This window comes from Nonomuraea sp. SBT364 (assembly GCF_001083785.1).
Lineage (GTDB): Bacteria > Actinomycetota > Actinomycetes > Streptosporangiales > Streptosporangiaceae > Nonomuraea.
The window spans coordinates 1-21212 of record NZ_LAVL01000102.1; the positions used below are offsets into that span (position 1 = coordinate 1).

Sequence of the window (21212 nt, forward strand, 5' to 3'; positions counted from 1 at the left end):
GGGGTTGGGGACCTCGGCGGGGGTGAGGCGGCCGGCGGCGGCCGGCATGAGTGCGAGGGTCAGGCGCCCTTCGCGCCACACCGGGCGGATGTGGTCGTTGGTCACGACCGGGGTGGCGGGGTCCGGGGGCTGGCCGCCGAGGACGGTCACCTCGTCGATGGCCGTCGTCAGCAGGTCGGCCACGGTCAGCGTGCCGGTGAGGCGGTCGCAGCCGGGAAAGGTCACCACGCGGCCACCGCTCCGGGCGGCGTGCGTGGCCGCCGCCTCGGCCGCCCCCTCCGCGTACGGTCCCGTACGCAGGCCGCCCAGCGCGAAGGACACGCCGGCGGGCAGGTCCGCGTGCAGGTCGGGGAGGGCCGGGGGGCCGGGGGCGGCGGCCGGGAGCGCGAGGGAGCAGGCGACGTGCGGGACGCCGCCTCCCCGGACGAAGTGGGTGCAGCCGATCGTGCCGGCGGGCAGGCCGAGCGCCCGCGCCACGGTGTGGAGCAGGTGCTCGGCCTCGCCGGCCGTGCCCGAGGCTGCGTCGAGGCCGAGGATCATCGGCGCGGCAGGACCCAGATCGGGTTGCTGTAGAACCACAGGTCGTGCCACGGGTCGGCGTCGCCGTACACGTCGATCTGCGGGCCGTTCGGGTCGATGGACGCGCCGAGCAGGCCGGGCGCCGAGCGCCTGCCGTCGGTGCCGCGCAGCCGTACGTAGACGGGCCGGTCGACGGCGCCGAGCGAGTAGGTGAAGGTGACCTTGCGCCGGCCGGGGCCCACCTCGAAGGACTGGACGACCTTGGTGGCGGCCGTGGTGAAGGCGTCCTTGTCGGCGGCCGGGCCGGTCACGTCGCCCTGGATGACGTCCACCCGGGCGAGCCTCGGCACGAACTGGGCCCAGTTCGGCTGCGTGGCGAGGGTGATCTCGATGACGAGCTCCACGGCGCTGCCCCGGCGGACGGAGAGGGTGCCGCCCAGGGTGACGCCGCGGTCGCCACGCTGACGGGCGCGGACGACCAGGCCGTCGATGAGGCCGCCGTGGTCGACCCAGACGCGGCCGGCGCGGATGCCGTCCATGACGGCGCCGTAGGAGAAGCGGTCGGCGCCCACGTGCGTGCGGCTGTAGTAGCCGGGCCAGAAGTCGCCGCTGGCGAAGTTCGGCACGCCCTTGTAGATCGGGTCCTCGTAGCGGCCGTTGGCGTTGAAGTCGCCGCCCGGCCCTCGGTCGCTGGTGTCGCCGTGCACCCAGTGGGCGTCGGAGTTGGCGGTGATCCACCACGGCCGGCCCTCCGCCAGCAGGCTGTCCCAGAGGCCGCCGACGGTCGCGGTCATCCAGTCGAAGCCGCCGAAGGTCTTGTAGCTCTCGGCCGGGTAGCCGGGCCAGGAGTTGGCGCTCGGGCTGCTGTCGTAGTAGCCGCGCCCGCCGCCGGGGCCGTGCGGCTTGGCGATGCCGGCCGCCTGGTGGCCGGGCGCGCCCTCCATGCCGACGGCGATCGACGGCTGGGCCTCGCGCCAGCCCCGGATCTCGTGCGGGGAGTCCAGGCCCTTGCGGGAGGGGTGGTTGGCGAGGAAGAGCGCGTCCGGGACGCGGCGCCGGCGTACGGCGTCGGCCAGGAAGTTCAGGCCGGCGATGGCCAGCGCCTCGTTCTGCGGGGTGCCGGCGCCGGCGCCCTTGACGGAGCCGTCGTAGGAGTTCTCGAACTCCTTGAGCGTCTCCACCTCGCCCCGGCCGGGGGCGACGAAGACGGTGCCGTGCTCGGCGGCCGGGATGTTCCACTCCAGGCCCTGGAAGACCAGCGTGTCCTTGACGGCCTCGCGGGCGGCGACGATGTCGGGGTTGACCTTCTCCACGCCGATCCTGGCATGCGTCTCGCCGCCGTGGTCGGTGATGACCATCCAGCCCAGGCCGTAGGCGTTGGCGTGCCGTACCTGGTCGAGGACCCGGTAGACGGCGTCGGAGCTGTACTGGGTGTGGATGTGGTGGTCGCCGGCCAGCCACAGGTAGCCGTCCTTGGGCTCGCGGCGGCGGTCGGCGGCGGGGGCCGCCGACGCGGAGGCCGGGGCGCCGAGCACGGTGGCGGCGGTCAGCCCGGCGCCGAGCAGGCCCGTCCGCCGGAACATGCGCCGCCGCGAGAGCTGACCGGGGGCCAGCTCCTCGTCGGGGATCGCGAGGTCCCTGGCGTCGTCGTGGTCGTCGTGCTCGTGCTCGTGCTCGTGCTCGTGCCCGTGGTGGTGGTGCCCGTGTCCCATGCCGTTCCTCTGTTCGCTCCGGCTACGGCCGGAGCGTTTCGAAGTCATATGACCGGTATGTGACGCCGCAGGGCACCACCGGTGAAGTCAGCGTGCCTGCTTGGGGAGCAGGAAGCCCAGGCAGAAGGTGACGGCCGTCGCGGCGGCGGCGAGCAGCGTCACCCGGGCCGCCGCCTCGGCGAAGCCCTGCGCGCCGGCCATGGAGAAGAACACGGTGCCGAGGACCGCCACCCCGAGCGACGCGCCGACCTGCTGGAAGGCCGACAGCAGGCCGGAGGCCGAGCCGACCTCGTGGTCGCGCAGCCCGCCGACGATGATGTCGAACAGCGGCACGAAGATCATGCCCATCCCGATCCCGTACACGACCAGCGGTCCGGTCAGGTCCCAGCCGTCGAGCGCGACGCCGATGCCGGTGAAGACCGCGTACAACCCGCCGAGCCCGGCGGTCATCAAGGCGAGGCCGAGGTGCAGGATGCGGCGGCCGAGCCGGTTCATCATCGCGCCGCCGAACGCGGAGCCGAGGAAGGCGCCCACCGCCCAGCCGGCCATGGCCAGGCTGGCGTCCAGCGGCGAGTAACGCAGCCCCACCTGCAGGAACAGGGCCACCACGAGGGAGAAGCCGGTGATCGAGCCGAAGAAGGCGACCACGAACGCCACCCCGGAGGCGTAGGAGCGCCTGGCGAACACGCCGAGGTCGACCAGCGGCGTGCGGCCCCGGCGGCGGAGCTGGTGCAGGACGAACAGGGCGAGCGTCGGCACGGAGGCGGCCAGCAGGGCGAGCGTCCAGCCGGGCCAGCCGAGCTCGTGCCCCTGGACGAGCGGCACGACGAGCATGGTCAGCCCGGCGCCGGCCAGCAGCGCGCCGGTGGTGTCGAGCCGGGAGCCGCGGGCGGTGGGCGGCACGGCGGGCAGCACCTTCCAGCCCACGGCCAGCGCGAACGCGCCCAGCGGCACGTTGACCAGGAACACCGAACGCCATCCACCGGCCTCGATGAGCAGCCCGGACACGATGGGCCCGAGGATGGTGGCCAGCCCGATCACCGGCCCGAGGGCGGCGAACGCCTTGCCGGTCCGGTCGCCGAACAGGTCGCGGATGAGCCCGAACGACTGCGGCACCATCAGCGCGCCGAACAGCCCCTGCAGCACCCGGGCCGCGATCAGCGTCTCCGGTGAGAACGCCAGCCCGCAGGCCAGCGAGGCGGCCACGAACCCGACCACGCCGATGATCATCATGCGCTTGCGGCCGTACATGTCGCCGAGCCGCCCGCCGGTGAGCAGCCCGACGGCCATCGCGAGCGTGTAGCCGGCGACGATCCACTGCATGGTCGCGGCCGAGCCGCCCAGCTCGGCCCGGATGGCGGGGGCCGCCACGTTGCCGACCGTGCCGTCGAGCAGGTTGAGCAGGTCGGCCGCGAGGATCGAGAACAGCCCCAGCCAGCGCCTGGGCGGTGCGGCGGTGACGGGCGCGGGGGGAGCGAGGACGGTCATGACTCGACCCTTCCTGTTGGAACGGAACGCTATATTCCAATAATAGCAGAACGGAACGATCGGTTCCACAAAGAGGAGGCCCCCGGAACGGATCCGAGGGCCTCGCCGATGGCCGAGGTCGCCCGGGCCGCGCACGCGGATGCGCACGCAGCCCGGGCATGATCACGCCGGCGCCTTCATCAGCTCGCGCGAGACCTCGCCGAGCACCCCGCCGGCGCCCCTGTCCAGGGCGGCCTTGGCGTGGCGGACGGCGTCCAGGGTGTTGCCGGCGGCGCTCGGCGAGTCCTCCACGCTCATCCGCACCTCGACCTCCAGCGGCGAGCCGCCGAACCCCTCGCCCTCCAGCCGGATGTAGGCGACCTTGCGATCCTCCAGGAACGGCACGTAGTCGGCGCCGACGTGCGTGGACGTGCCCGCGCCCGCCGTCTTGGTCGCCCTCTTGGTCTTCATGCGCGCGGGGTCGAGCAGGTTGAGGAAGTCCATGTTGCCGCCGCCGAGCAACTGGTAGCCGTCGCCGAGCCGTACCCCTCCGGCGGTGAGGGCGTCCACGAGCGCGCGGTGCACCAGCGTGGCGCCGAACGAGCTCTTCAGGTCGTCGCCCACCAGCGGGAGCCCGGCCCCGGCGAACCGGGCCGCCCACTCGGGCGAGCGGGCGAGCACGGCGGGCATGCAGTTGACGAACGCGCAACCGGCCGCCAGCGCGGCCTCCGCGTACATCTCGGTCTCGCGCTGGGCCCCGACCGGCAGGAAGTTGACCACGACGTCGGTGCCGCGCAACCGCTCGGCCGCCTCGCGCGGCTCCGTCACCTCGACGCCCAGGTGCGGCACGTCGGCGAACGTCCGCGAGTTGTTGGGGGCCGCCCAGATCGCCTCCGACAGATCGCGGCCGACCTTGCCGGGGTCCACGTCGAAGGCCGCAGTGAAGCGCACCTGCGAGACGGCGTAACCCGCGCACACCGGATTCGGCAGGCCGGGGGCGTCGCCGTCACGGTAGTACTCCACTCCCTGGACCAGGGAGGACGCGCAGTTGCCCACGCCGATCAAGGCCACGTTCACAAAGCTCATGCCGCGATTTTCCCGTATCCGCAGATTCGCGTGGTTCAGTCCACGGAAGAGCACCTCACGTGACACGTATCGCGATCGTGGGCAGCGGATTCGGCGGCTTCGCCTGCGCCAAGCTCCTCGAACGACGGCTGCGTCCCGGCGAGGCGGAGATCGTCCTCATCACGCCCAAGGACTACAGCCTCTACCTGCCGCTGCTGCCCCAGGTGGCGGCCGGGGTGCTGCAGCCACGCTCGATCGTGGCGCCGCTGCACACCAAGCTGCGACACGCCAAGCTGCTGCCCGGCGTCGCGATGGACGTGGATCTCGGCTCCCGCGCCTGCGAGGTGTTCAAGATCAGCGGCGAGACCGTGCGGGTGCCCTTCGACGTGATCGTGCTGGCTCCCGGCAGCAAGACCCGCACGTTCGACATCCCCGGGCTGGCCGAGCACGCGCGCGGCATGAAGACGCTGGCCGAAGCCGTCTACCTGCGCGACCACGTGATCGCCCAGCTGGAGCTGGCCGCCATCGCCCACGACCCGGAGGAGCGGGCCTCCCGGTGCGGGTTCCTGGTGGTGGGCGGCGGCTACTCGGGCACCGAGACGGCGGCGACGCTCCAGCTCGTCACCCGCAAGGCGCTGCACCGCTTCCCCGGCCTGGACCCCGGGCTGGTGCGCTGGACGCTGATCGACATCGCGCCCAAGCTGATGCCGGAGCTCGGGGAGCAGCTCGGCGGCGCCGCCCTGCGGCTGCTCCGGCATCGCGGCATCGACGTGCGGCTCGGCGTCACGCTGGAGCGGATGGGCGAGGAGTCGGCCACGCTCACCGACGGCACCACGCTGCCCACGCGAACGGTGATCTGGACCGCCGGGGTGACGCCGAGGCCGGTGGTGGCGAGCCTGGGCACCGAGACGGTCAAGGGACGGCTCGTGGTCGGCGCCGACCTGATGGTGCCGGGGCACGACGGCGTGTTCGGGCTGGGCGACGCGGCGGCGGTGCCCGACCTGACCAACGCCTCGGGCGCGCCCTGCGCCCCGACCGCCCAGCACGCCCACCGGCAGGCCGCGACCGCCGCGCACAACGTGCTGGCCGCGCTGCGCGGGCGCCCGCTGCGCGAGTATCGGCACGAGGACATCGGCCTGGTCGTGGACCTGGGCGGCGCGGACGCGGTGGCCAGGCCGTTCGGGATCGACCTGGCCGGCCCGCCGGCGCAGCTCGTCACCCGCGGCTACCACCTGCTGACGGCCCCGTCCGGCCGGTCGAAGCTGCGCATCACCGGCGACTGGCTGCTCAACGCGCTCACCGGCGACGACCTGATCAGGCTCGACTTCCTCAAGGACTCCCCCGGCACGCTCGACGACCTGGAGCACATGCCGGTCAGGCGGGGTCAGAGCCGGGAGCGGGCAACGGCACACCCACGGTGATCTCGTTGCCGAGCTTGTGCTCGCCGAGCAGCCCGAGATCGTCGCCGCTCCAGAACCGGCCCGGGTCGTACCAGTTGGGGCGCCGGCCGGCCGGCAGCAGGCCCATCTCCTCGTAGGTGACGGCCACGACCTCGGCGCAGTAGGCGCGCTCCAGCGTGTGCTCGCGCTCGCGGCGGCGCAGCCTCGGCACCCGCCCGCGCAGCCAGCGCCCGGCCAGCCGGGCCGTCGACGGGAACGGCGTGCCGTCCAGTCTGGCCACCGCGCGCAGCGCCGCGTCCTCCATGTCGCGGGTGGCCTGCGGCTCGAGCTGCCGCAGCCAGGCCCGCTGGCCGTAGCGGGCGGCCCAGACGGTGACGGCGTCGCGCAGGTCGTGCAGCTGCACGCCCCGGTGGTTGCCGCCGGACCACAGGTCGGGCAGCGATCTGCCCAGCTCGGCATGCCACATCATGGGCGGCAGGTCCTCGATGACGATCGCCATGCCCACGTGGTTGACCGGGCTGTTGGTCATCGTCTGGATGGCCCGGTCGGGCACCGACCGCCCGCGGAAGACCCACAGGTCGCCGGTCCGGGTCAGCTCAACAGCCTCGTCGAGAGTCAGCACACGGCTAGCCTAGGCACATGCGCTGGTGGAAGATACTCGGTCTGGCCGGGATGGCGGGAGTCGCCGCGACCGGGGTGGCGATCGCACGGGCGGAGCGGCGGCGCCGCGCCTACACGCCGGAGGAGATCAGGCTGCGGCTGCGCGAGCGGGCCGAAGGTCAGCCGGAGGGCCGCAAGTCGTAGACGAAGACCACGTCCGGGTAGGCCGGGTTGTCGTCGTAGCCCTGCACGCCGCCCAAATAGGCCCGGCGGTAGTTGACCACCCACGGCAGGGCCGCCGCGGCCTGGTCGTCCAGGATCTGCTTGGTGGCGCGGGCGAACATCCGCTGCGCCGTCGCCTTGTCGGTCACGGTCAGCTCGGGCAGCGAGTCGAGCAGCGCGTCGGTGGCCGGGTGGTTCAGGTAGGCCAGGTTGAAGACGGGCGGGTTCGCGCTGCGGAAGACGTTGCCGAACCAGGAGTAGCCGTCGGCGTAGTCGGGCCACCAGTACATGACGAAGATGTCCTGCCCGCGCTTCTTGCCCAGCTCCCACTGCTCGGTCCAGGGCATCGCGCGCACCCGCAGCGTGACGCCGAGCGTGGCGAGCGTGGCGCGCAGGCTGCGGGCCAGCAGCCGCTGGTCGGTGTCGCCCTCGGTGTAGGTGAGCAGCAGCCGCAGCGGCCGGCCGCCCGGCCCGTAGCCGGCCTGGCGCAGCAGCCGGGCGGCGCCCGCCAGGTCCTGCCGGGGCGCGCGGCCCGGCACGTGGCCGGTCAGCCCTTCCGGCACGATGCCGCTGGCGGGCGTGACCGCGCCGCGCAACGTCGTGATCAGGTCCCGGTAGTCGACGGCCTTCTGGACGGCACGCCGTACCCGCACGTCCCTCATCGGCCCCGTCGCGGTGTTGAAGAGCATCATCGCCGTCTGGAACGACGGCCGCTCGACCGTGCGCAGGCCGGGCGTGCGCGACGCCCGCGCGTACAGCCGCGGGCCGAGCCGGTGCAGGAACGTCACCTCACCGCTCGTCAGCATCCGGAAGGCCCGCTCGGGCTCGGGCACCACGCGGAACTTGACCGAACGGTAGTGCGGCCGGTCCCAGCCTCCCCAGTAGCCGTCGTACGACTTCAGCGTCAGCTCGTCCTCGCCGCCCCGCCGCCAGGACGCCACCGTGTACGGCCCGGACCCGGCATCGCGGCCCGCGCCGAACCAGGTGGTCAGGTCGGGGGCCGCCCGGGTGTCGTAGACGTAGGCCGCGTAGGCGGATGAGGCCACCACGTCCAGCGGGACCGGGTAGCGCAGCGAGAACGTGACCGTGGCCGGGTCGTCGGCCCGGATCGAGGCGACGGAGTCCCAGATGTAGTGGGCCCCGGCCTTGAGCTGCCGGGTGCGCTCGATCGACGCCTTGACCGCGGCGGCGTCCAGCGGCCTGCCCGTGTGGAAGGTGACGCCCTGGCGCAGCGTGAACGTCCAGGTCCGGCCGTCGGCGGAGGAGCGCCACGAGGTGGCCAGGCGGGGGCCGGTCCTCTTGGTGACCGGGTTCCACAGGGTGAGGGTCTCGTAGATGTTCTGCATGGCGATGATCTCGTTGGAGTAGGAACGGGACGGGTCCCACTCCGTGATCACGTCGGTGTTCTCGATGTAGACGAACGCCGACTCCCCCGGTGACGCCCTCGGGACGGCCGCCGGGGCCGAACAGGCTGCCAGCGCGATCACCAGCGTGACGACCGCGGCGAGACGACGGCGCAACGCTTCTCCCTCTGTGACCGATCTACTGGCGAAACCTACTGCATGATCAACCCCAAGTGTCCAAAAGTGCCGAAAAATTGGGCATTCCGGAGATCGGATTGCTATTCTCATGCCTTGTCCCGTCCGGGGTTGCCAGCAGGGGACCGACCGGAGTGAGGTGTCATGGGTCGTAGCCGAACGATCCGCATGAAGATCATCGGCCTGCTGCTGGTTCCGCTCGCCTCGATGGTGGTGCTGTGGGGAGTCATCACCGCCGTCACCGCGGGCGAGAGTCTGGAGCTGCGCCAGTACACCACGCTCTGGACCAACCTGCGTCACCCCGCCTACAAGCTCGGCCACGAGCTGCAGCGCGAGCGCCTCGCCTCGGTGAAGCTCCTGCGCGCCGGGAGGACGGCCGACCGGTCGGCCATCACCCAGCAGCGCGCCCGCAGTGACAGGGCGAGGGAGGAATTCAGGAAGCTCTCGGGCCGGTCCCGGGACACGTCGGAGGCGATCCGCAAGCAGGTGGACGCGGTGTACACCGAACTGGACAGGCTCGACGGAGTCCGGGGCGAGATCGACACGGGCCTGTCCGACCGTTTGCACGCGGTCGAGGCGTACAACTCGATCATGGATTCACTCTTCGGCCTGCACCGCAGGGTGGGATTCATCAAGGAGATCCCCATCTACGAGCAGGCGCGCGTGGTCATCGACCTCGGCTACGCCAAAGAGCTGCTCACCCGCGAGCAGGCCCTCGCCCTCGGCCCGACCACCATCGCCGAGCGCAGGCTCTTCACGCAGATCGCCGGCAACCGGCGCTTCCTCCTCGACCACGCGCTCGGCGAGCTCGACCCGGCGTTGCGCGAGGCCCAGGTGGCCATCATCACCTCGCCCGCCTACCAGCGGATGCGGCTGATGGAGGACCAGATCATCGCCGGCGGCTCGCCGCGCGGCTGGCTCAGCACCACCGACGGGCTGGCCAAGTCGTTCCAGGACGCCCAGCTCAAGGCCAGCCAGGCGCTGGCGGCCCGGTCCGAGCCGGTGGCCGACTCGGTGCTCAGCCGGGCGCTGCTGCTGGCCGGCACCGCCCTGCTGCTGATCATCGTGTCGATCGCGTTCTCGCTGCGGATGGGCAACCGGCTCTCGCGTGAGCTCGGCACCCTGCGGGAGGCGGCGCTGGAGGTGGCCGGCAAGCGGCTGCCGGAGGTCGTCGCCAAGCTGCGCAAGGGAGAGGCGGTGGAGGTGCCCGAGCTGTCGGTGGCCGGCACCACCGTCGAGATCGACGACGTGGGCCAGGCGTTCTCGACCGTCCAGCAGACCGCCGTCGAGGCCGCGGTCGGCCAGGCGCAACTGCGCGACGGCGTCGGCCACGTCTTCCGCAACCTGGCCCGGCGCAGCCAGGCGCTGCTGCACCGCCAGCGCATCCAGCTGGAGGGGATGCAGCACCGGGCGACCGACCCGGAGGCCCTGGACGACCTGTTCCGCTTGGACCACCTGACCACCCGCATGCGCCGGCACGCCGAGGGCCTGATCATCCTGTCGGGCGCCACCCCGGGCCGCGGCTGGAGCAAGCCCGTCCCGCTGCTCGACGTGGTCCGCGGCGCCACCGCCGAGGTGGAGGACTACCCGAGGGTCATCGTCGAGCCGATGCCCGGCCAGCGGCTGGCCGGGCCCGTGGTCGGCGACGTCATCCACCTGATCGCCGAGCTCATCGAGAACGCCACCGTCTACTCGCCGCCGCACACCTCGGTCGTGGTGCGCGGCGAGGTGGCCGCCCGCGGCTTCGCCGTGCACGTCGAGGACCGCGGGCTCGGCCTGAGCGCCGAGGAGCTGGCCGACCTCAACGAGCGGCTGGCCAGCCCGCCCGAGTTCGACCTGGCCGACAGCGAGCGGCTCGGTCTTTTCGTCGTTTCCCGCCTGGCCGCCAGGCATGACATCCGCGTGACGTTGCGCGGTTCACCATATGGAGGGACCACCGCCATCGTGCTGATCCCGGCAGAGCATGTGACAGATCCTCCCGAAGAACCGGAGGAGCCCACCCGGCAGCCGTCCCGTCCCATGCGGGTGGTGCAGGGTGACTGACGAGCGCTGGCTGGACGAGGACGCCGGTCCGATCGTCCCGGCCTACCTGCTGACCCGAGGCCGTACGGTGCCCGCGAGCGAGGCCATCGACCTCATCGCGGTCATCATCACCTCCGGCGGCCTCGCGCCGCCCTCCGGCCTGGGGCCCGAACATCTGATCATCCTGCAGAAGTGCACCCGGCCCACCCGGCTGGTGGACGTCGCGGCGGAGCTGAACCTGCCCATCGGCGTGGTCCGGGTCCTGGTCGGCGACCTGCACGCGCAGCAGCTCGTCCAGGTCGAGTCGCCGCCCCCGGCGCCGGACGCCACGGTCCTCCTGGAGGTGATCACGGGCCTCAAGGCCCTGTGAGCACGTCCTCCGCGCGGTGGCAGGCCACCCTCCGGCCTGCCACCTCGCGCACCTCCGGCGCCCGCTCGCACTCCGGGACCGCGAGCGGGCAGCGCAGCCGGAACGGGCAGCCCGTCGCCGCCGGCCTGGCCTCCGCCCGCCCCCGCGCCACCGGCGGCTCTCCCCCGAGCTTCGGTACGGCGTCCCGCAGGGCCAGCGTGTACGGATGGGCGGGCCGGCCGAGCAGGTCGGCCGTCGGGCCCGACTCCACCACCCGGCCCGCGAACAGCACGTGCGAGGTCCGGCAGAGCCGCTCCACGATGGCCAGGTTGTGCGTGATGAGCAGCCGCTCGGTGTCCAGCCCGGCGAGCAGGTCCAGGACCTTGGCCTGCACGGTCACGTCGAGCGCGCTGGTCGGCTCGTCCAGGACGAGCAGCCGGGGCCGGACCGCGAGCGCCCTGGCGATCACCACCCGCTGCCGCTGACCGCCGGAGAGCTGGTGCGGCCTGCGGGTGGCCAGGTCCGGAGCCAGGCCGACCTGCTCCAGCAGCTCGGGGACCCGGTGCCGGTCGGCTCTGGGGAGCGCCTCGGCGATCGAACGGCCGACCCGCATCCGGGGGTCCAGCGACTCGGCCTGGAAGACGGGCTGGACGTCGGCGCGGAACGCCCTCCGGTCGGCCTTCCTGAGGTTCTGCGTGCCGTACCAGATGGTGCCGGACATGGGGGTGAGGAGGCCGAGGAAGGCGCGCGCCAGCGTGGTCTTGCCGGAGCCGCTCTCCCCGATCAGGCCGGCGCCGCCCTCGGCGATGTCCAGCGTCACGCCGTGCACGACGGGGACGCCGCCGTAGCCGAGCGTCACGTCCTGCGCCCTGAGCAGGGTCACGGCAGGGCCTCCAGGAGTTCGCGGGTGTAGGGGTGGGCGGGACGCGACAGCACCTCGGCGGCGGGGCCGCTCTCCACGACCGCGCCGTCCCGCATGACGAGCACCCGGTCGGCGATCGTGGAGACCAGGGCCAGGTCGTGGGAGACGAGCAGCAGGGCCAGCCCGCGTTCCTCGCGCAGCCGGCGCAGCACGCCGACCACCTCGGCCTGCACGGTCACGTCCAGCGCGCTGGTCGGCTCGTCGGCCAGGATCACCTCCGCGCCGAGCGCGATGGCCAGCGCGATCGCGAACCGCTGCGCCTGGCCGCCGGAGATCTCGTGCGGGTAGCGGCGCAGGATGCCGGGGTCGAGCATGACCGCCTCGGCGGCGTCCGCCATGACCCGGCCGCCGGCCGGGAGACCGTGCAGCTTGAGCGCGCGCCGCATGAGGACGCCGAGGCGGGTGGTGGGGCTGAGCGCGGCCTGCGGGGACTGCATGACCAGGGCCACGCGGGCGCCCCTGATGGCCCGCAGCTCCCGGGGCGCGGCCTTCAGCACGTCGACGCCGCACACCTTGATGTTTCCGGACACGTCGGCCCCTTCGGTGAGGCCCAGCAGCGACAGCAGCGTCGTCGACTTGCCCGACCCGCTCTCCCCCACGATCGCCACGCACTCGCCCGCGCCCACGTCCAGCTCCGGCACCCGGGCGACGACCCGCCCGGCGTAGCCGACCCGGAGGTCCCGTACCTCGATCATTTGACGATCCTCCGCGGGTCGAGCGCGTTGCGCAGCCCCTCGCCCAGCACGTTGAACGCGAACGCCGTCACCAGGATCGCCAGCCCGGGGAAGGTGACGACCCACCAGTTCGTGGTGAACAGCGTCTGCCCCTGCTGCACCATCAGCCCCCACTCGGCGGCCGGCTCCTGCGCCCCCAGCCCCAGGTACGACAGCGCGGCCGCGGTGAGGATCACCCCGCCCGCGTCGAGCGAGAGCTGGACCAGGACCGGCGTGACCGAGTTCGGCAGCACGTGCCTGACGATGATCAGCGGCGCCGGGACGCCGAGGCAGCGGGCGGCGTCCACGTACGGGCGGCCCGCGATGGAGGCGGCCGCCGACGCCGACAGCCGCGCGTACCAGGGCCACCAGGTGACGGCGATGGCCAAGACGACCGTGGTCACGCTCGGCTGCAGCACCACGGCCAGGGTCAGGGAGAGCAGCAGCGCGGGGAAGGCCAGGAACACGTCCGTGACCCGCATGATCACGTCGCGCACCCAGCCGCCGGCGTACCCGGCGACCACGCCCAGCGTGACCCCGGCCGCGGCCGACACCGCCAGCACGGCCACCGCGATCGACAGCGACGTGCGGCCTCCGTACAGCACCCGGGTGAACACGTCGCGGCCGACCTGGTCGGTCCCGAACCAGTGCGCGCCCGAGGGCGGCAACAGGGCGTTGACCGGATCGACCTCGTCGGCCGGGTAGGGCGCCAGCCACGGCGCGAGGAGGGCGGCGAGGACGACGAGCGCGATGAGCAGCGCGCCCGCGACGGCGAACCTGTCGCCGAAGCCCGGCAGCGGGCGGCGCAGGACGGGCGCGGTCACCGGACCCTCGCCCTCGGGTCGACGACGCCCTGGAGGAGGTCGACGACCAGGTTGGCCAGCACGTACACGAGCGCCACCAGCAGCGTGACGCCCGCGATGGCCGGCGTGTCGCTGGAGAAGATCGCGTTGACCGCGTAGCGGCCCAGCCCCGGCCAGTTGAAGACGGCCTCGACCAGGAACCCGTTCACGATCGCGTAGGCGAACACCAGCGCGATCAGCGACAGCACCGGGTTGAGCGCGGGCCGCAGCGCGAACCGGGTCAGGATGGACGTCTCGCGGAAGCCGAGCGCGCGTTCCAGGCGGGCGTGGTCCTGGCTCGCCTCCTCGATCAGCGTGGCCCGGACCATCTGGGCGATCACGCCGGTCGGGTAGGCGGCCACCACCAGCGCGGGCAGCACCAGATGACGCAGGGTGCTGGTGAAGATCGGCCAGTTGCCGGTGATGAGCGCGTCCACGATCGTGATGTTGGTCCAGAGGGTGAGCGGGCTGGTGGTGTTCAGCGTGTCGTCGTACTCGCCGGCGATGGGGAACCAGCCGAGGTTGCTGGCGAAGACCGTCTGCAGGGCGAGGGCCAGCCAGAAGACGGGGACGGAGACGGCGAGCATGCTCGTCACCCGAACCCCGAAGTCCGGAAATTTCGCCTTATAGCGGGCAGCGAGCACCCCGACCGGGACCCCCACCGCGACGGCGAGCACCAGCGCCGCCCCCACCAGCTCCAGGCTCGCCGGGAACGCCAGCGACAGGTCGTCCAGCACCGGCTGCCGGGTCCGCAGGCTGGTGCCCCAGTCCCCCGTCACCAGGTCCCTGACGTAGGCGCCGAGCTGCGCCCAGAGCGGGTCGTCCAGCCCGAACCGCTCGCGCGCCTCCGCCAGCTGCTCCGGCGTCGCCTTCGGGCCCGCGTACGCCACCGCGGGATCGCCGGGCACCAGCCGCATGATGACGAACGTGAGCACGACCACGCCGGCCACGACCAGGAGCGTCTGGCCGAGCCGGCGGATCAGGTAACGAGCCATGGCTCAGCTTGCGGGCTTCAGGTCGTAGAAGAAGACCACGTTCGGGTAGGCCGGGTTGTCGATGTACCCCTGCACGCCCGCGGTCAGCGCCCGCTGGTAGGTCTGCACGTACGGCACGGCCACCGCGGCCTTCTCGTTGATGATCTTCTTCTGCAGCTCGTCGTAGGCCATCTCGGCGGAGCCCGCGTCCGTCGCGGTCAGCCGCGGCAGCCCGTCGATGGCCGCGTCGATCTCGTCGTCCTTGAGGTAGGACAGGTTGAACTCCGGCTTGTCCGCGCTCCTGAACACGTTGAGGAACCACGAGTAGGGATCGGCGTAGTCAGGGAACCAGTACATGACGAAGATGTCCTGACCCTTCTTCTTGCCCTGGTCCCACTGCGCGTTCCAGGCCATCGGCCGGGCCTGCAGCGTCACGTTGATCTTCTTCAGCGCCGAGCTGAGCAGCGTGACGAAGAGTTTCTGGTCGTCGTCGCCCTGCGCGTAGGTCATGGTCAGCTTGAGCTCGGGGTTGTCCGGCCCGTACCCCGCCGAGGTCATCAGCTCCTGCGCCTTGGCCAGGTCGTGCGTCGGCTCCATGCCGAACACGTGGCCGAGCAGCCCCGGCGGCACCAGCCCGCTGGCCTTCTGCCCCGCGCCCTTCAGCGCCGACACCAGGCCGTCGTAGTCGATGGCGTACTGCAGCGCCTGCCGCACCCGCACGTCCTTCGTCGGGCCGCTCTCGGTGTTGAACAGCACCAGCAGGTTCTGGAACGACGGCGTCCGCGTGGCCTGCACGCCTTCCGTGGCGCCCGCCTGCTCGAAGAGCTGCGGGTTCAGCCGCTGGACGAAGTTCACCTCGCCTTGCTTGAGCAGCTGCCAGGCCGTGGTGATCTCCGGCGTGACCCGGAAGGCGACCTTCTTGTACTGCTCGGGCTTCCAGCCGCCCCAGTAGTCCTCGAACGCCTTCAGCGTCAGCTCGGTCTCCTGGCCCTTCTTCCAGCTGTCGACCGTGTACGGGCCGGTCCCGGCGTCGGCCTTGCCGTCCTTGACCTCGTCCACGGCCCCGGTGTCGTAGATGTAGGCCGCGTAGCCGGAGGAGGCCACCAGGTCGAGCGGCGTGGCGTACTTGAGCGTGAACTTCAGCGTCGAGGCGTCCGGCGCCTCGATCGTGTCGACCGCGCCCCAGATGTAGGCCGCGCCCGCGTTCATCTTCATCGTGCGCTCGATGGCCTTCTTGGCCGCCTCGGCGTCCATGGGCGCGCCGGTGTGGAACTTCACGCCCTGCCGCAGCTTGAACGTCCACTCCTTGCCGTCGTCGGCCGACGTCCACTCGGTCGCCAGGCGCGGCTCCGGCTTCTTCGTCTCGGCGTTGTAGCGGGTCAGACCCTCATAGATGTTGGACATCGCGATGATCTCGTTGGAGTACGAGGACGCGGGGTCCCAGTCGGTCACCACGTCCAGGTTCGGGGCGTAGACGAAGGTGGCGTCGTTCTCCTTGGCCGCCTGCCCCTGGGACGGCTGGGCGGCGGTGTTCTCGCCCGTCGTCGGCTGCGGGGTGCCGCCGGCGCCGCGCACCTGGCCACCCGCGCAGGCGGACGCGGCCAGGGACAGGGCGCCGATGACTCCGGCGACGAGCAGGCGCTTGTGCCAGCGCATGGTGGGGGGATCCTTTCCTCTTCACCGGGCGAGGGGTCCGGCGGCTCTGACGTGTACGCGCACGGCGGGTTCGGAGAAGCAGCTCACCGGCACCTCCAGGGGGCCGGCGATCTCGCCCCGGGCCGGATCGGCGCCCGCGGCGAAGGCTCCCTCCTCAACCCATTCGACAGCCTCTGACCGGCTTTCTCGCGCAGGCATGATCGTATCGACAACGACGGCCGGGGCCTGTCGCCCCGGCCCCCACCACGCATCCTGTGGCAAAGGTGGAGATGTCATCCTCGACGATGCTCATATGGCGACTCAACCAAGCACATACGGGGTGACAGCGCCAGCCCGGGTGTCCCGCGGCCGCTGATTCCGTCGTCCGATGCGGTCGCTCCCGCTGTCTGATAGAGCTGAAGGCCGAGCCTCATCCCCGGAAGGAGCGCCATGCGGATCGCGGTGGCCGCCGACAGCCTCGACGGGGTCGCCGAGCGGGTGGTGACGGCGCTGCGCGAGCGCGGTCACGAGGTCGTCCCGCACGGCGCCCTCAACGACGGCGAGCGCGACGACTGGGCCTGGGCCTGCGAGGCCGCGGCCCGCGACGTCGCCGAGGGCCGCGCGGACCAGGCGGTGGTGTGCTGCTGGACCGGCACCGGCGCGTCGATCGCGGCCAACAAGGTGCCCGGCGTCCGCGCCGCCCTCTGCGCCGACGCCTACACCGCCGACGGCGCCCGCACGTGGAACGACGCGAACGTGCTGGCCCTCAGCCTCCGCCTCACCTCCGCCGTGGTGCTGGAGGAGATCCTCGACGCCTGGCTCTCGGGCAGTCCGAGCACGGACGCCGCCGACCAGGCGAATATCGCCCATCTCTCCGACATCCAGGGCTGATCCCGATATTGTCGGGCGATGGCTGACATCAAGTGCACCCACTGCGGCACGATGGGCTTACAGGCGGGCTTCGTCAGGGACAGCGGGCAAAGCGCCATGGGCTTCGCCAGCTGGGTCGAGGGCGAGCTGGAGCGCGGCATCTTCGGCGGCGCCAAGCTGATGGGCCGCCAGAAGTGGGAGATCGACGCCTACCGTTGCCCCAGCTGTCACCACCTCGAACTCTTCGCCGGCCGTCCTTCCTGACCGTGGCCCGCCGAATCGTCGGTGCGGCGCTTTAGGGTGCAGGCATGACCGACGTCCTCCTGCGCGACGGCCGCCCGTGGGGGCTCGGCGGGCCGGCCGACATCCTGGTCCGCGGCGGGCTGATCGAGCGCGTCGGCGAGGCCGTCGACGCACCGGGTGCCCGGGTCGTCGACCTCGGCGGCGCCCTCGTGCTGCCCGGCCTGGTCGACGCGCACTGTCACCTCGACAAGACCCTCTACGGCGGCCCCTGGGTGCCGCACTCGGCCGGCGACTCACTGGCCGGCCGCATCGGCAACGACCTGGCCCGCCGCGCCGAGCTCGGCGTGCCGAGCGTCGAGCGCGTCACGGCCCTGCTGCGCACGATGATCGCGTACGGGACCACCCACGTGCGCACCCACACCGACATCGACCCCGGCGTGGGGTTGCGCGGAGTCGAGGCGGTGCGCGAGGCCGCCGAGGGGCTGCCGATCGACGTCACCCAGGTCGCCTTCCCCCAGCACGGCCTGCTGACCAACCCCGGCACGGCCGAGCTGCTCGAAGAGGCGCTCAAGAGCGGCGTCGAGGCGGTCGGCGGGCTCGACCCGGCCGGGATCGACCGCGACCCGGTCCGCCATCTCGACCTGGTCTTCGGCCTGGCCGAGCGCTACGGCGCCCGGCTCGACCTGCACCTGCACGACGGCGGCACGCTGGGCGCGTGGCAGCTCGAGCTGATCGCCGAACGCGCGAAGGCGCTCGGGCCGGCGGCGGGCCGGGTGACGGTCAGCCACGCCTACGCGCTCGGCGAGATCGACGAGGCGCACGCCGACCGGCTGGCCCACGCGCTGGCCGAGGCGGGCGTGGTCGTGGCGACCGCCGCCGTCTACAGCTATCCCGTCCCCCCGGTCCGCAGGCTGCGGGCCGCCGGGGTCACCGTCGCCTGCGGCCACGACGGCATCCGCGATCTGTGGGGCCCCTACGGCAGCGGCGACATGCTGGAGCGGGCCATGCACCTGGCCTATCGCAGCACGTTCCGGAGCGATGACGACATCGCGCTGGCACTGGAGGCCGCCACCTACGGGGGCGCGCGGGCGCTCGGCCTGTCCGGCTACGGCCTGTCGCCCGGCGACCGGGCCGACCTGGTCGCGGTGCCCGCGAGCGGGCCGGGCGAGGCGGTGGTCGTTCACCCTGGGCGCACCCTGGTCATGAAAGACGGCGTCGTCCTGCACAATTGACCGGCGGGACCATCGAAAGGCAGGCAAGTGCTCTCTATTCACCAGCGGATCGCGGAAGAGCTCGGCGCGCGCGAGGGGCAGGTGCGGGCGGCAGTGGAGCTGCTCGACGGCGGCGCGACCGTGCCGTTCATCGCGCGATACCGCAAGGAGGCCACGGGCGCCCTCGACGACGCCCAGCTGCGCACGCTCGAAGAGCGGCTGCGCTACCTGCGCGAGCTCGAAGAGCGCAGGGCGGCGATCCTGGAGTCGATCGAGTCTCAGGGCAAGCTCGACGACGACCTGCGCGCCCAGGTCATGGCGGCCGAGACCAAGGCCCGCCTGGAGGACATCTACCTCCCCTACAAGCCCAAGCGGCGCACCAAGGCCCAGATCGCCCGCGAGCTCGGGCTGGAGCCGCTGGCCGACAAGCTGCTCGGCGACCCGACGCTCGACCCGGCCCAGCTGGCGGAGTCGTTCGTCACTGAGGGCGTCGCCGACGCCGCGGCGGCGCTCGAAGGGGCCAGGGCGATCCTGATCGAGCGGTTCGCGGAAGACGCCGACCTCATCGGCGGCCTGCGCGAGCAGCTGTGGAGCCGGGGCCGGCTGGTCTCCAAGGTGCGCGACGGCCAGGAGGAGGCCGGGGCCAAGTTCTCCGACTACTTCGAGTTCGGCGAGCCGTTCACCAAGCTGCCCTCGCACCGGATCCTGGCGATGTTCCGGGGCGAGAAGGAGGAGGTGCTCACGGTCACGCTGGAGCCCGAGGAGACCGCCGCCTACGAGCTGCGCATCGCCGGCCACTTCGACATCGCCGACCGGGGCCGCCCGGCCGACAAGTGGCTGACCGAGACGGTCCGCTGGGCCTGGCGCACCCGCATCCTCGTCCACCTGGGCATCGACCTGCGGATGCGGCTCTGGCAGGCCGCCGAGGACGAGGCGGTGCGGGTGTTCGCCGCCAACCTGCGCGACCTGCTGCTGGCCGCCCCGGCCGGCACCCGCGCCACCATGGGCCTCGACCCCGGCCTGCGCACCGGCGTCAAGGTGGCCGTGGTCGACGCCACCGGCAAGGTCGTCGAGACCACCACGATCTACCCCCACGAGCCCAGGAAGCAGTGGGACCAGTCGCTGGCCGTGCTCGGCGCCCTCGTGCAGAAGCACGGCGTGGAGCTGATCGCCATCGGCAACGGCACCGCCTCGCGCGAGACCGACAAGCTCGCGGGCGAGCTGGTCAAGCTCATGCCGACGGTCACCAAGATCGTGGTGTCGGAGGCGGGCGCGTCCGTCTACTCCGCCTCCGCCTACGCCACCCAGGAGCTGCCCGACCTCGACGTGTCGCTGCGCGGCGCGGTCTCCATCGCCCGCCGGCTGCAGGACCCGCTGGCCGAGCTGGTCAAGATCGACCCGAAGTCGATCGGCGTCGGCCAGTACCAGCACGACCTGGCCGAGACCAAGCTGTCCCGGTCGCTCGACGCCGTCGTCGAAGACTGCGTCAACGCGGTCGGCGTCGACGTCAACACCGCCTCGGCCCCGCTGCTCACCCGCGTGTCGGGCATCGGCTCGACGCTGGCCGAGAGCATCGTGCGCCACCGCGACGCCAACGGGCCGTTCAAGAGCCGCACCGCGCTCAAGGACGTCGCCAGGCTCGGCCCCAAGGCGTTCGAGCAGTGCGCGGGCTTCCTGCGCATCCCCGGCGGCGACGACCCGCTCGACGCCTCCAGCGTGCACCCCGAGGCCTACCCGGTGGTCCGGCGCATCCTCAGCTCGGCGGGCGCCGACCTCAAGTCGCTGATCGGCAACACGGCGACGCTGCACGCCCTCAAGCCCGAGGAGTTCACCGACGACACCTTCGGTCTCCCGACCGTCACCGACATCCTGCGCGAGCTGGAGAAGCCGGGCCGCGACCCGCGTCCCGCCTTCAAGACGGCGACGTTCAAGGAGGGCGTGGAGAAGCTGTCAGACCTGCAGCCGGGCATGATCCTGGAGGGCGTGGTCACGAACGTGGCGGCGTTCGGCGCCTTCGTCGACGTCGGCGTCCACCAGGACGGACTGGCCCACGTGTCGGCCTTGTCCCACAATTTCGTGAAGGATCCCCGCGAGGTGGCCAAGCCGGGCGACATCGTCCGCGTCAAGGTCCTCGACGTCGACATCCCCCGCAAGCGCATCAGCCTGACCTTCCGCCTCGACGACGAGCTCCCCTCGGCGACCGGCAACGACACCGACGGCCGCCGCCGGGGCAACCGCCGTTCCGAGCCCGGCTCCGGCACCGCGGCCACCCCCGCCAACGGCAACGGCAACGGCCGCGGCGAGGGCAGCCGCGAGGGCGCTCGGGGTGAAGGCGGTCGCGGCGACGGCCGTTCACGTGGCCGGGGCGACGGCTCCCGAAGTGACGGCAACCGCGGTGACGGCGCGCAGCGCGGCCGGGGCGACGGCAACCGCGGCGACGGCGACCGGGGAGGCCGTGGAGACGGCAACCGCGGCGGTCGTGGCGACGGCGGTCGCGGTGACGGCGGGCAGCGCGGCCGTGACGGTCAGCGCGGCCGTGGCGACGGCGGCCAGCGCGGCGGCCAGCGCCGCCAGGACCGCCCTCAGCCCATGGGCGCCATGGCCGAACCCCTCCGCAAGGCCGGCCTCGGCGGCGACACCCCCCGCTGCCCCCCACCCGCCGTTCCAGGCCACCAACCCGGAACGGCGGGCCCCGCGGGCGTGTCCCGCTGGCCACCCCCGCCATCCCACTTCACCGATCCGGTACCGCGGGGCCATCCAACGGGCATCCCGTCCCAGGTCCGCCACCTGGAACGACGGGCATCCCGACGGGAGACCGCCGACCACTTCCGCCGCCCCAGCCCCACCGGTCCGGGTCGGCGGACCACCCCTGCCGGGGACATCAGGCATCCCCGGCAGGGACCGGCCC

Annotated in this window: 18 protein-coding genes and 1 pseudogene; 8 read left to right on the forward strand and 11 right to left on the reverse strand. The window is 72.4% G+C overall.

What is annotated here, in order from left to right; genetic code table 11:
- The 4 genes from ADY59_RS32335 to ADY59_RS32350 all read right to left on the reverse strand — a co-directional run.
- Positions 1–540, reverse strand: a 540-nt coding sequence (locus ADY59_RS32335; RefSeq protein WP_049570274.1) for a hypothetical protein, incomplete at its 3' end; no start/stop codon positions are given.
- On the reverse strand, positions 537–2231 hold the full coding sequence (locus tag ADY59_RS32340) for a histidinol-phosphatase (protein ID WP_049570212.1): 1695 nt from the start codon (positions 2229–2231) through the stop codon (positions 537–539). The genes ADY59_RS32340 and ADY59_RS32335, both read right to left, overlap by 4 nt.
- A gap of 87 nt (positions 2232–2318) precedes the next feature.
- The gene (locus ADY59_RS32345; RefSeq protein ID WP_049570216.1) at positions 2319–3719 is read right to left on the reverse strand and encodes an MFS transporter; all 1401 of its coding nucleotides are present in this window, start codon (positions 3717–3719) and stop codon (positions 2319–2321) included.
- A 162-nt stretch (positions 3720–3881) separates the two neighbouring features.
- Positions 3882–4784 carry an inositol-3-phosphate synthase gene (locus ADY59_RS32350; RefSeq protein WP_082310574.1) on the reverse strand — a complete coding sequence of 301 codons (903 nt, stop codon included), beginning with the start codon at positions 4782–4784 and terminating at the stop codon, positions 3882–3884.
- Positions 4785–4843: 59 nt separating this feature from the next.
- Between ADY59_RS32350 and ADY59_RS32355 the strand changes: the two genes are divergently transcribed.
- Positions 4844–6184: an NAD(P)/FAD-dependent oxidoreductase gene (locus tag ADY59_RS32355; protein WP_049570218.1), complete on the forward strand. Its 1341-nt coding sequence runs from the start codon at positions 4844–4846 to the stop codon at positions 6182–6184.
- Here the strand turns inward: ADY59_RS32355 and ADY59_RS32360 are convergent.
- Positions 6138–6782 (reverse strand): hypothetical protein, encoded by a 645-nt coding sequence (locus ADY59_RS32360; protein ID WP_197093968.1) that lies wholly within the window; start codon positions 6780–6782, stop codon positions 6138–6140. The two genes, ADY59_RS32355 and ADY59_RS32360, sit on opposite strands and share 47 nt — an antisense overlap.
- A 20-nt stretch (positions 6783–6802) precedes the next feature.
- Between ADY59_RS32360 and ADY59_RS51755 the strand changes: the two genes are divergently transcribed.
- The gene (locus ADY59_RS51755) at positions 6803–6967 is read left to right on the forward strand and encodes a hypothetical protein (RefSeq protein WP_197093965.1); all 165 of its coding nucleotides are present in this window, start codon (positions 6803–6805) and stop codon (positions 6965–6967) included.
- Here the strand turns inward: ADY59_RS51755 and ADY59_RS32365 are convergent.
- A complete protein-coding gene (locus ADY59_RS32365) occupies positions 6943–8505 on the reverse strand; it encodes an ABC transporter substrate-binding protein (protein WP_049570222.1) in 1563 nt (520 codons plus the stop codon). The genes ADY59_RS51755 and ADY59_RS32365 overlap by 25 nt on opposite strands.
- Positions 8506–8667: 162 nt before the next feature.
- Here ADY59_RS32365 and ADY59_RS32370 point away from each other — a divergent pair, with 162 nt between their 5' ends.
- Positions 8668–10566, forward strand: coding sequence for a sensor histidine kinase (locus ADY59_RS32370; RefSeq protein WP_231619003.1), 1899 nt, complete (start codon positions 8668–8670; stop codon positions 10564–10566).
- Positions 10559–10915 (forward strand): DUF742 domain-containing protein, encoded by a 357-nt coding sequence (locus ADY59_RS32375; RefSeq protein ID WP_049570227.1) that lies wholly within the window; start codon positions 10559–10561, stop codon positions 10913–10915. Before ADY59_RS32370 ends, ADY59_RS32375 begins: the two co-directional genes overlap by 8 nt.
- Here ADY59_RS32375 and ADY59_RS32380 read toward each other — a convergent pair.
- Genes ADY59_RS32380 through ADY59_RS32400 form a run of 5 tightly spaced genes read right to left on the reverse strand, consistent with a single transcriptional unit; the run spans position 10902 to position 16001 of the window.
- Positions 10902–11777 carry an ABC transporter ATP-binding protein gene (locus tag ADY59_RS32380; RefSeq protein ID WP_049570229.1) on the reverse strand — a complete coding sequence of 292 codons (876 nt, stop codon included), beginning with the start codon at positions 11775–11777 and terminating at the stop codon, positions 10902–10904. The genes ADY59_RS32375 and ADY59_RS32380 overlap by 14 nt on opposite strands.
- Positions 11774–12511: an ATP-binding cassette domain-containing protein gene (locus ADY59_RS32385; RefSeq protein ID WP_049570231.1), complete on the reverse strand. Its 738-nt coding sequence runs from the start codon at positions 12509–12511 to the stop codon at positions 11774–11776. The genes ADY59_RS32380 and ADY59_RS32385 overlap by 4 nt, the downstream gene beginning before the upstream one ends.
- Entirely contained in the window at positions 12508–13353 is an 846-nt protein-coding gene (locus tag ADY59_RS32390; protein WP_053175364.1) for an ABC transporter permease, read from the reverse strand. The genes ADY59_RS32385 and ADY59_RS32390 overlap by 4 nt, the downstream gene beginning before the upstream one ends.
- A complete protein-coding gene (locus ADY59_RS32395; RefSeq protein WP_049570233.1) occupies positions 13350–14366 on the reverse strand; it encodes an ABC transporter permease in 1017 nt (338 codons plus the stop codon). The genes ADY59_RS32390 and ADY59_RS32395 overlap by 4 nt, the downstream gene beginning before the upstream one ends.
- 3 nt (positions 14367–14369) lie before the next feature.
- Positions 14370–16001 (reverse strand): ABC transporter substrate-binding protein, encoded by a 1632-nt coding sequence (locus ADY59_RS32400; protein WP_049570235.1) that lies wholly within the window; start codon positions 15999–16001, stop codon positions 14370–14372.
- Positions 16002–16430: 429 nt separating this feature from the next.
- On the opposite strand from ADY59_RS32400, the gene ADY59_RS32405 reads away from it, so the two are divergent.
- The 4 genes and pseudogenes from ADY59_RS32405 to ADY59_RS32420 form a co-directional block, all read left to right on the forward strand.
- Positions 16431–16871: an RpiB/LacA/LacB family sugar-phosphate isomerase gene (locus ADY59_RS32405; RefSeq protein WP_049570238.1), complete on the forward strand. Its 441-nt coding sequence runs from the start codon at positions 16431–16433 to the stop codon at positions 16869–16871.
- An 18-nt stretch (positions 16872–16889) separates the two neighbouring features.
- The gene (locus ADY59_RS32410) at positions 16890–17114 is read left to right on the forward strand and encodes a hypothetical protein (protein ID WP_197093966.1); all 225 of its coding nucleotides are present in this window, start codon (positions 16890–16892) and stop codon (positions 17112–17114) included.
- 44 nt (positions 17115–17158) lie between these two features.
- Positions 17159–18325, forward strand: a complete 1167-nt coding sequence (locus ADY59_RS32415) for an amidohydrolase (RefSeq protein WP_049570239.1) — start codon at positions 17159–17161, stop codon at positions 18323–18325.
- Positions 18326–18352: 27 nt separating this feature from the next.
- A pseudogene (locus ADY59_RS32420) lies at positions 18353–20938 on the forward strand (Tex family protein); the annotation flags it as partial.
- Between the last annotated feature and the right edge of the window lie 274 nt (positions 20939–21212).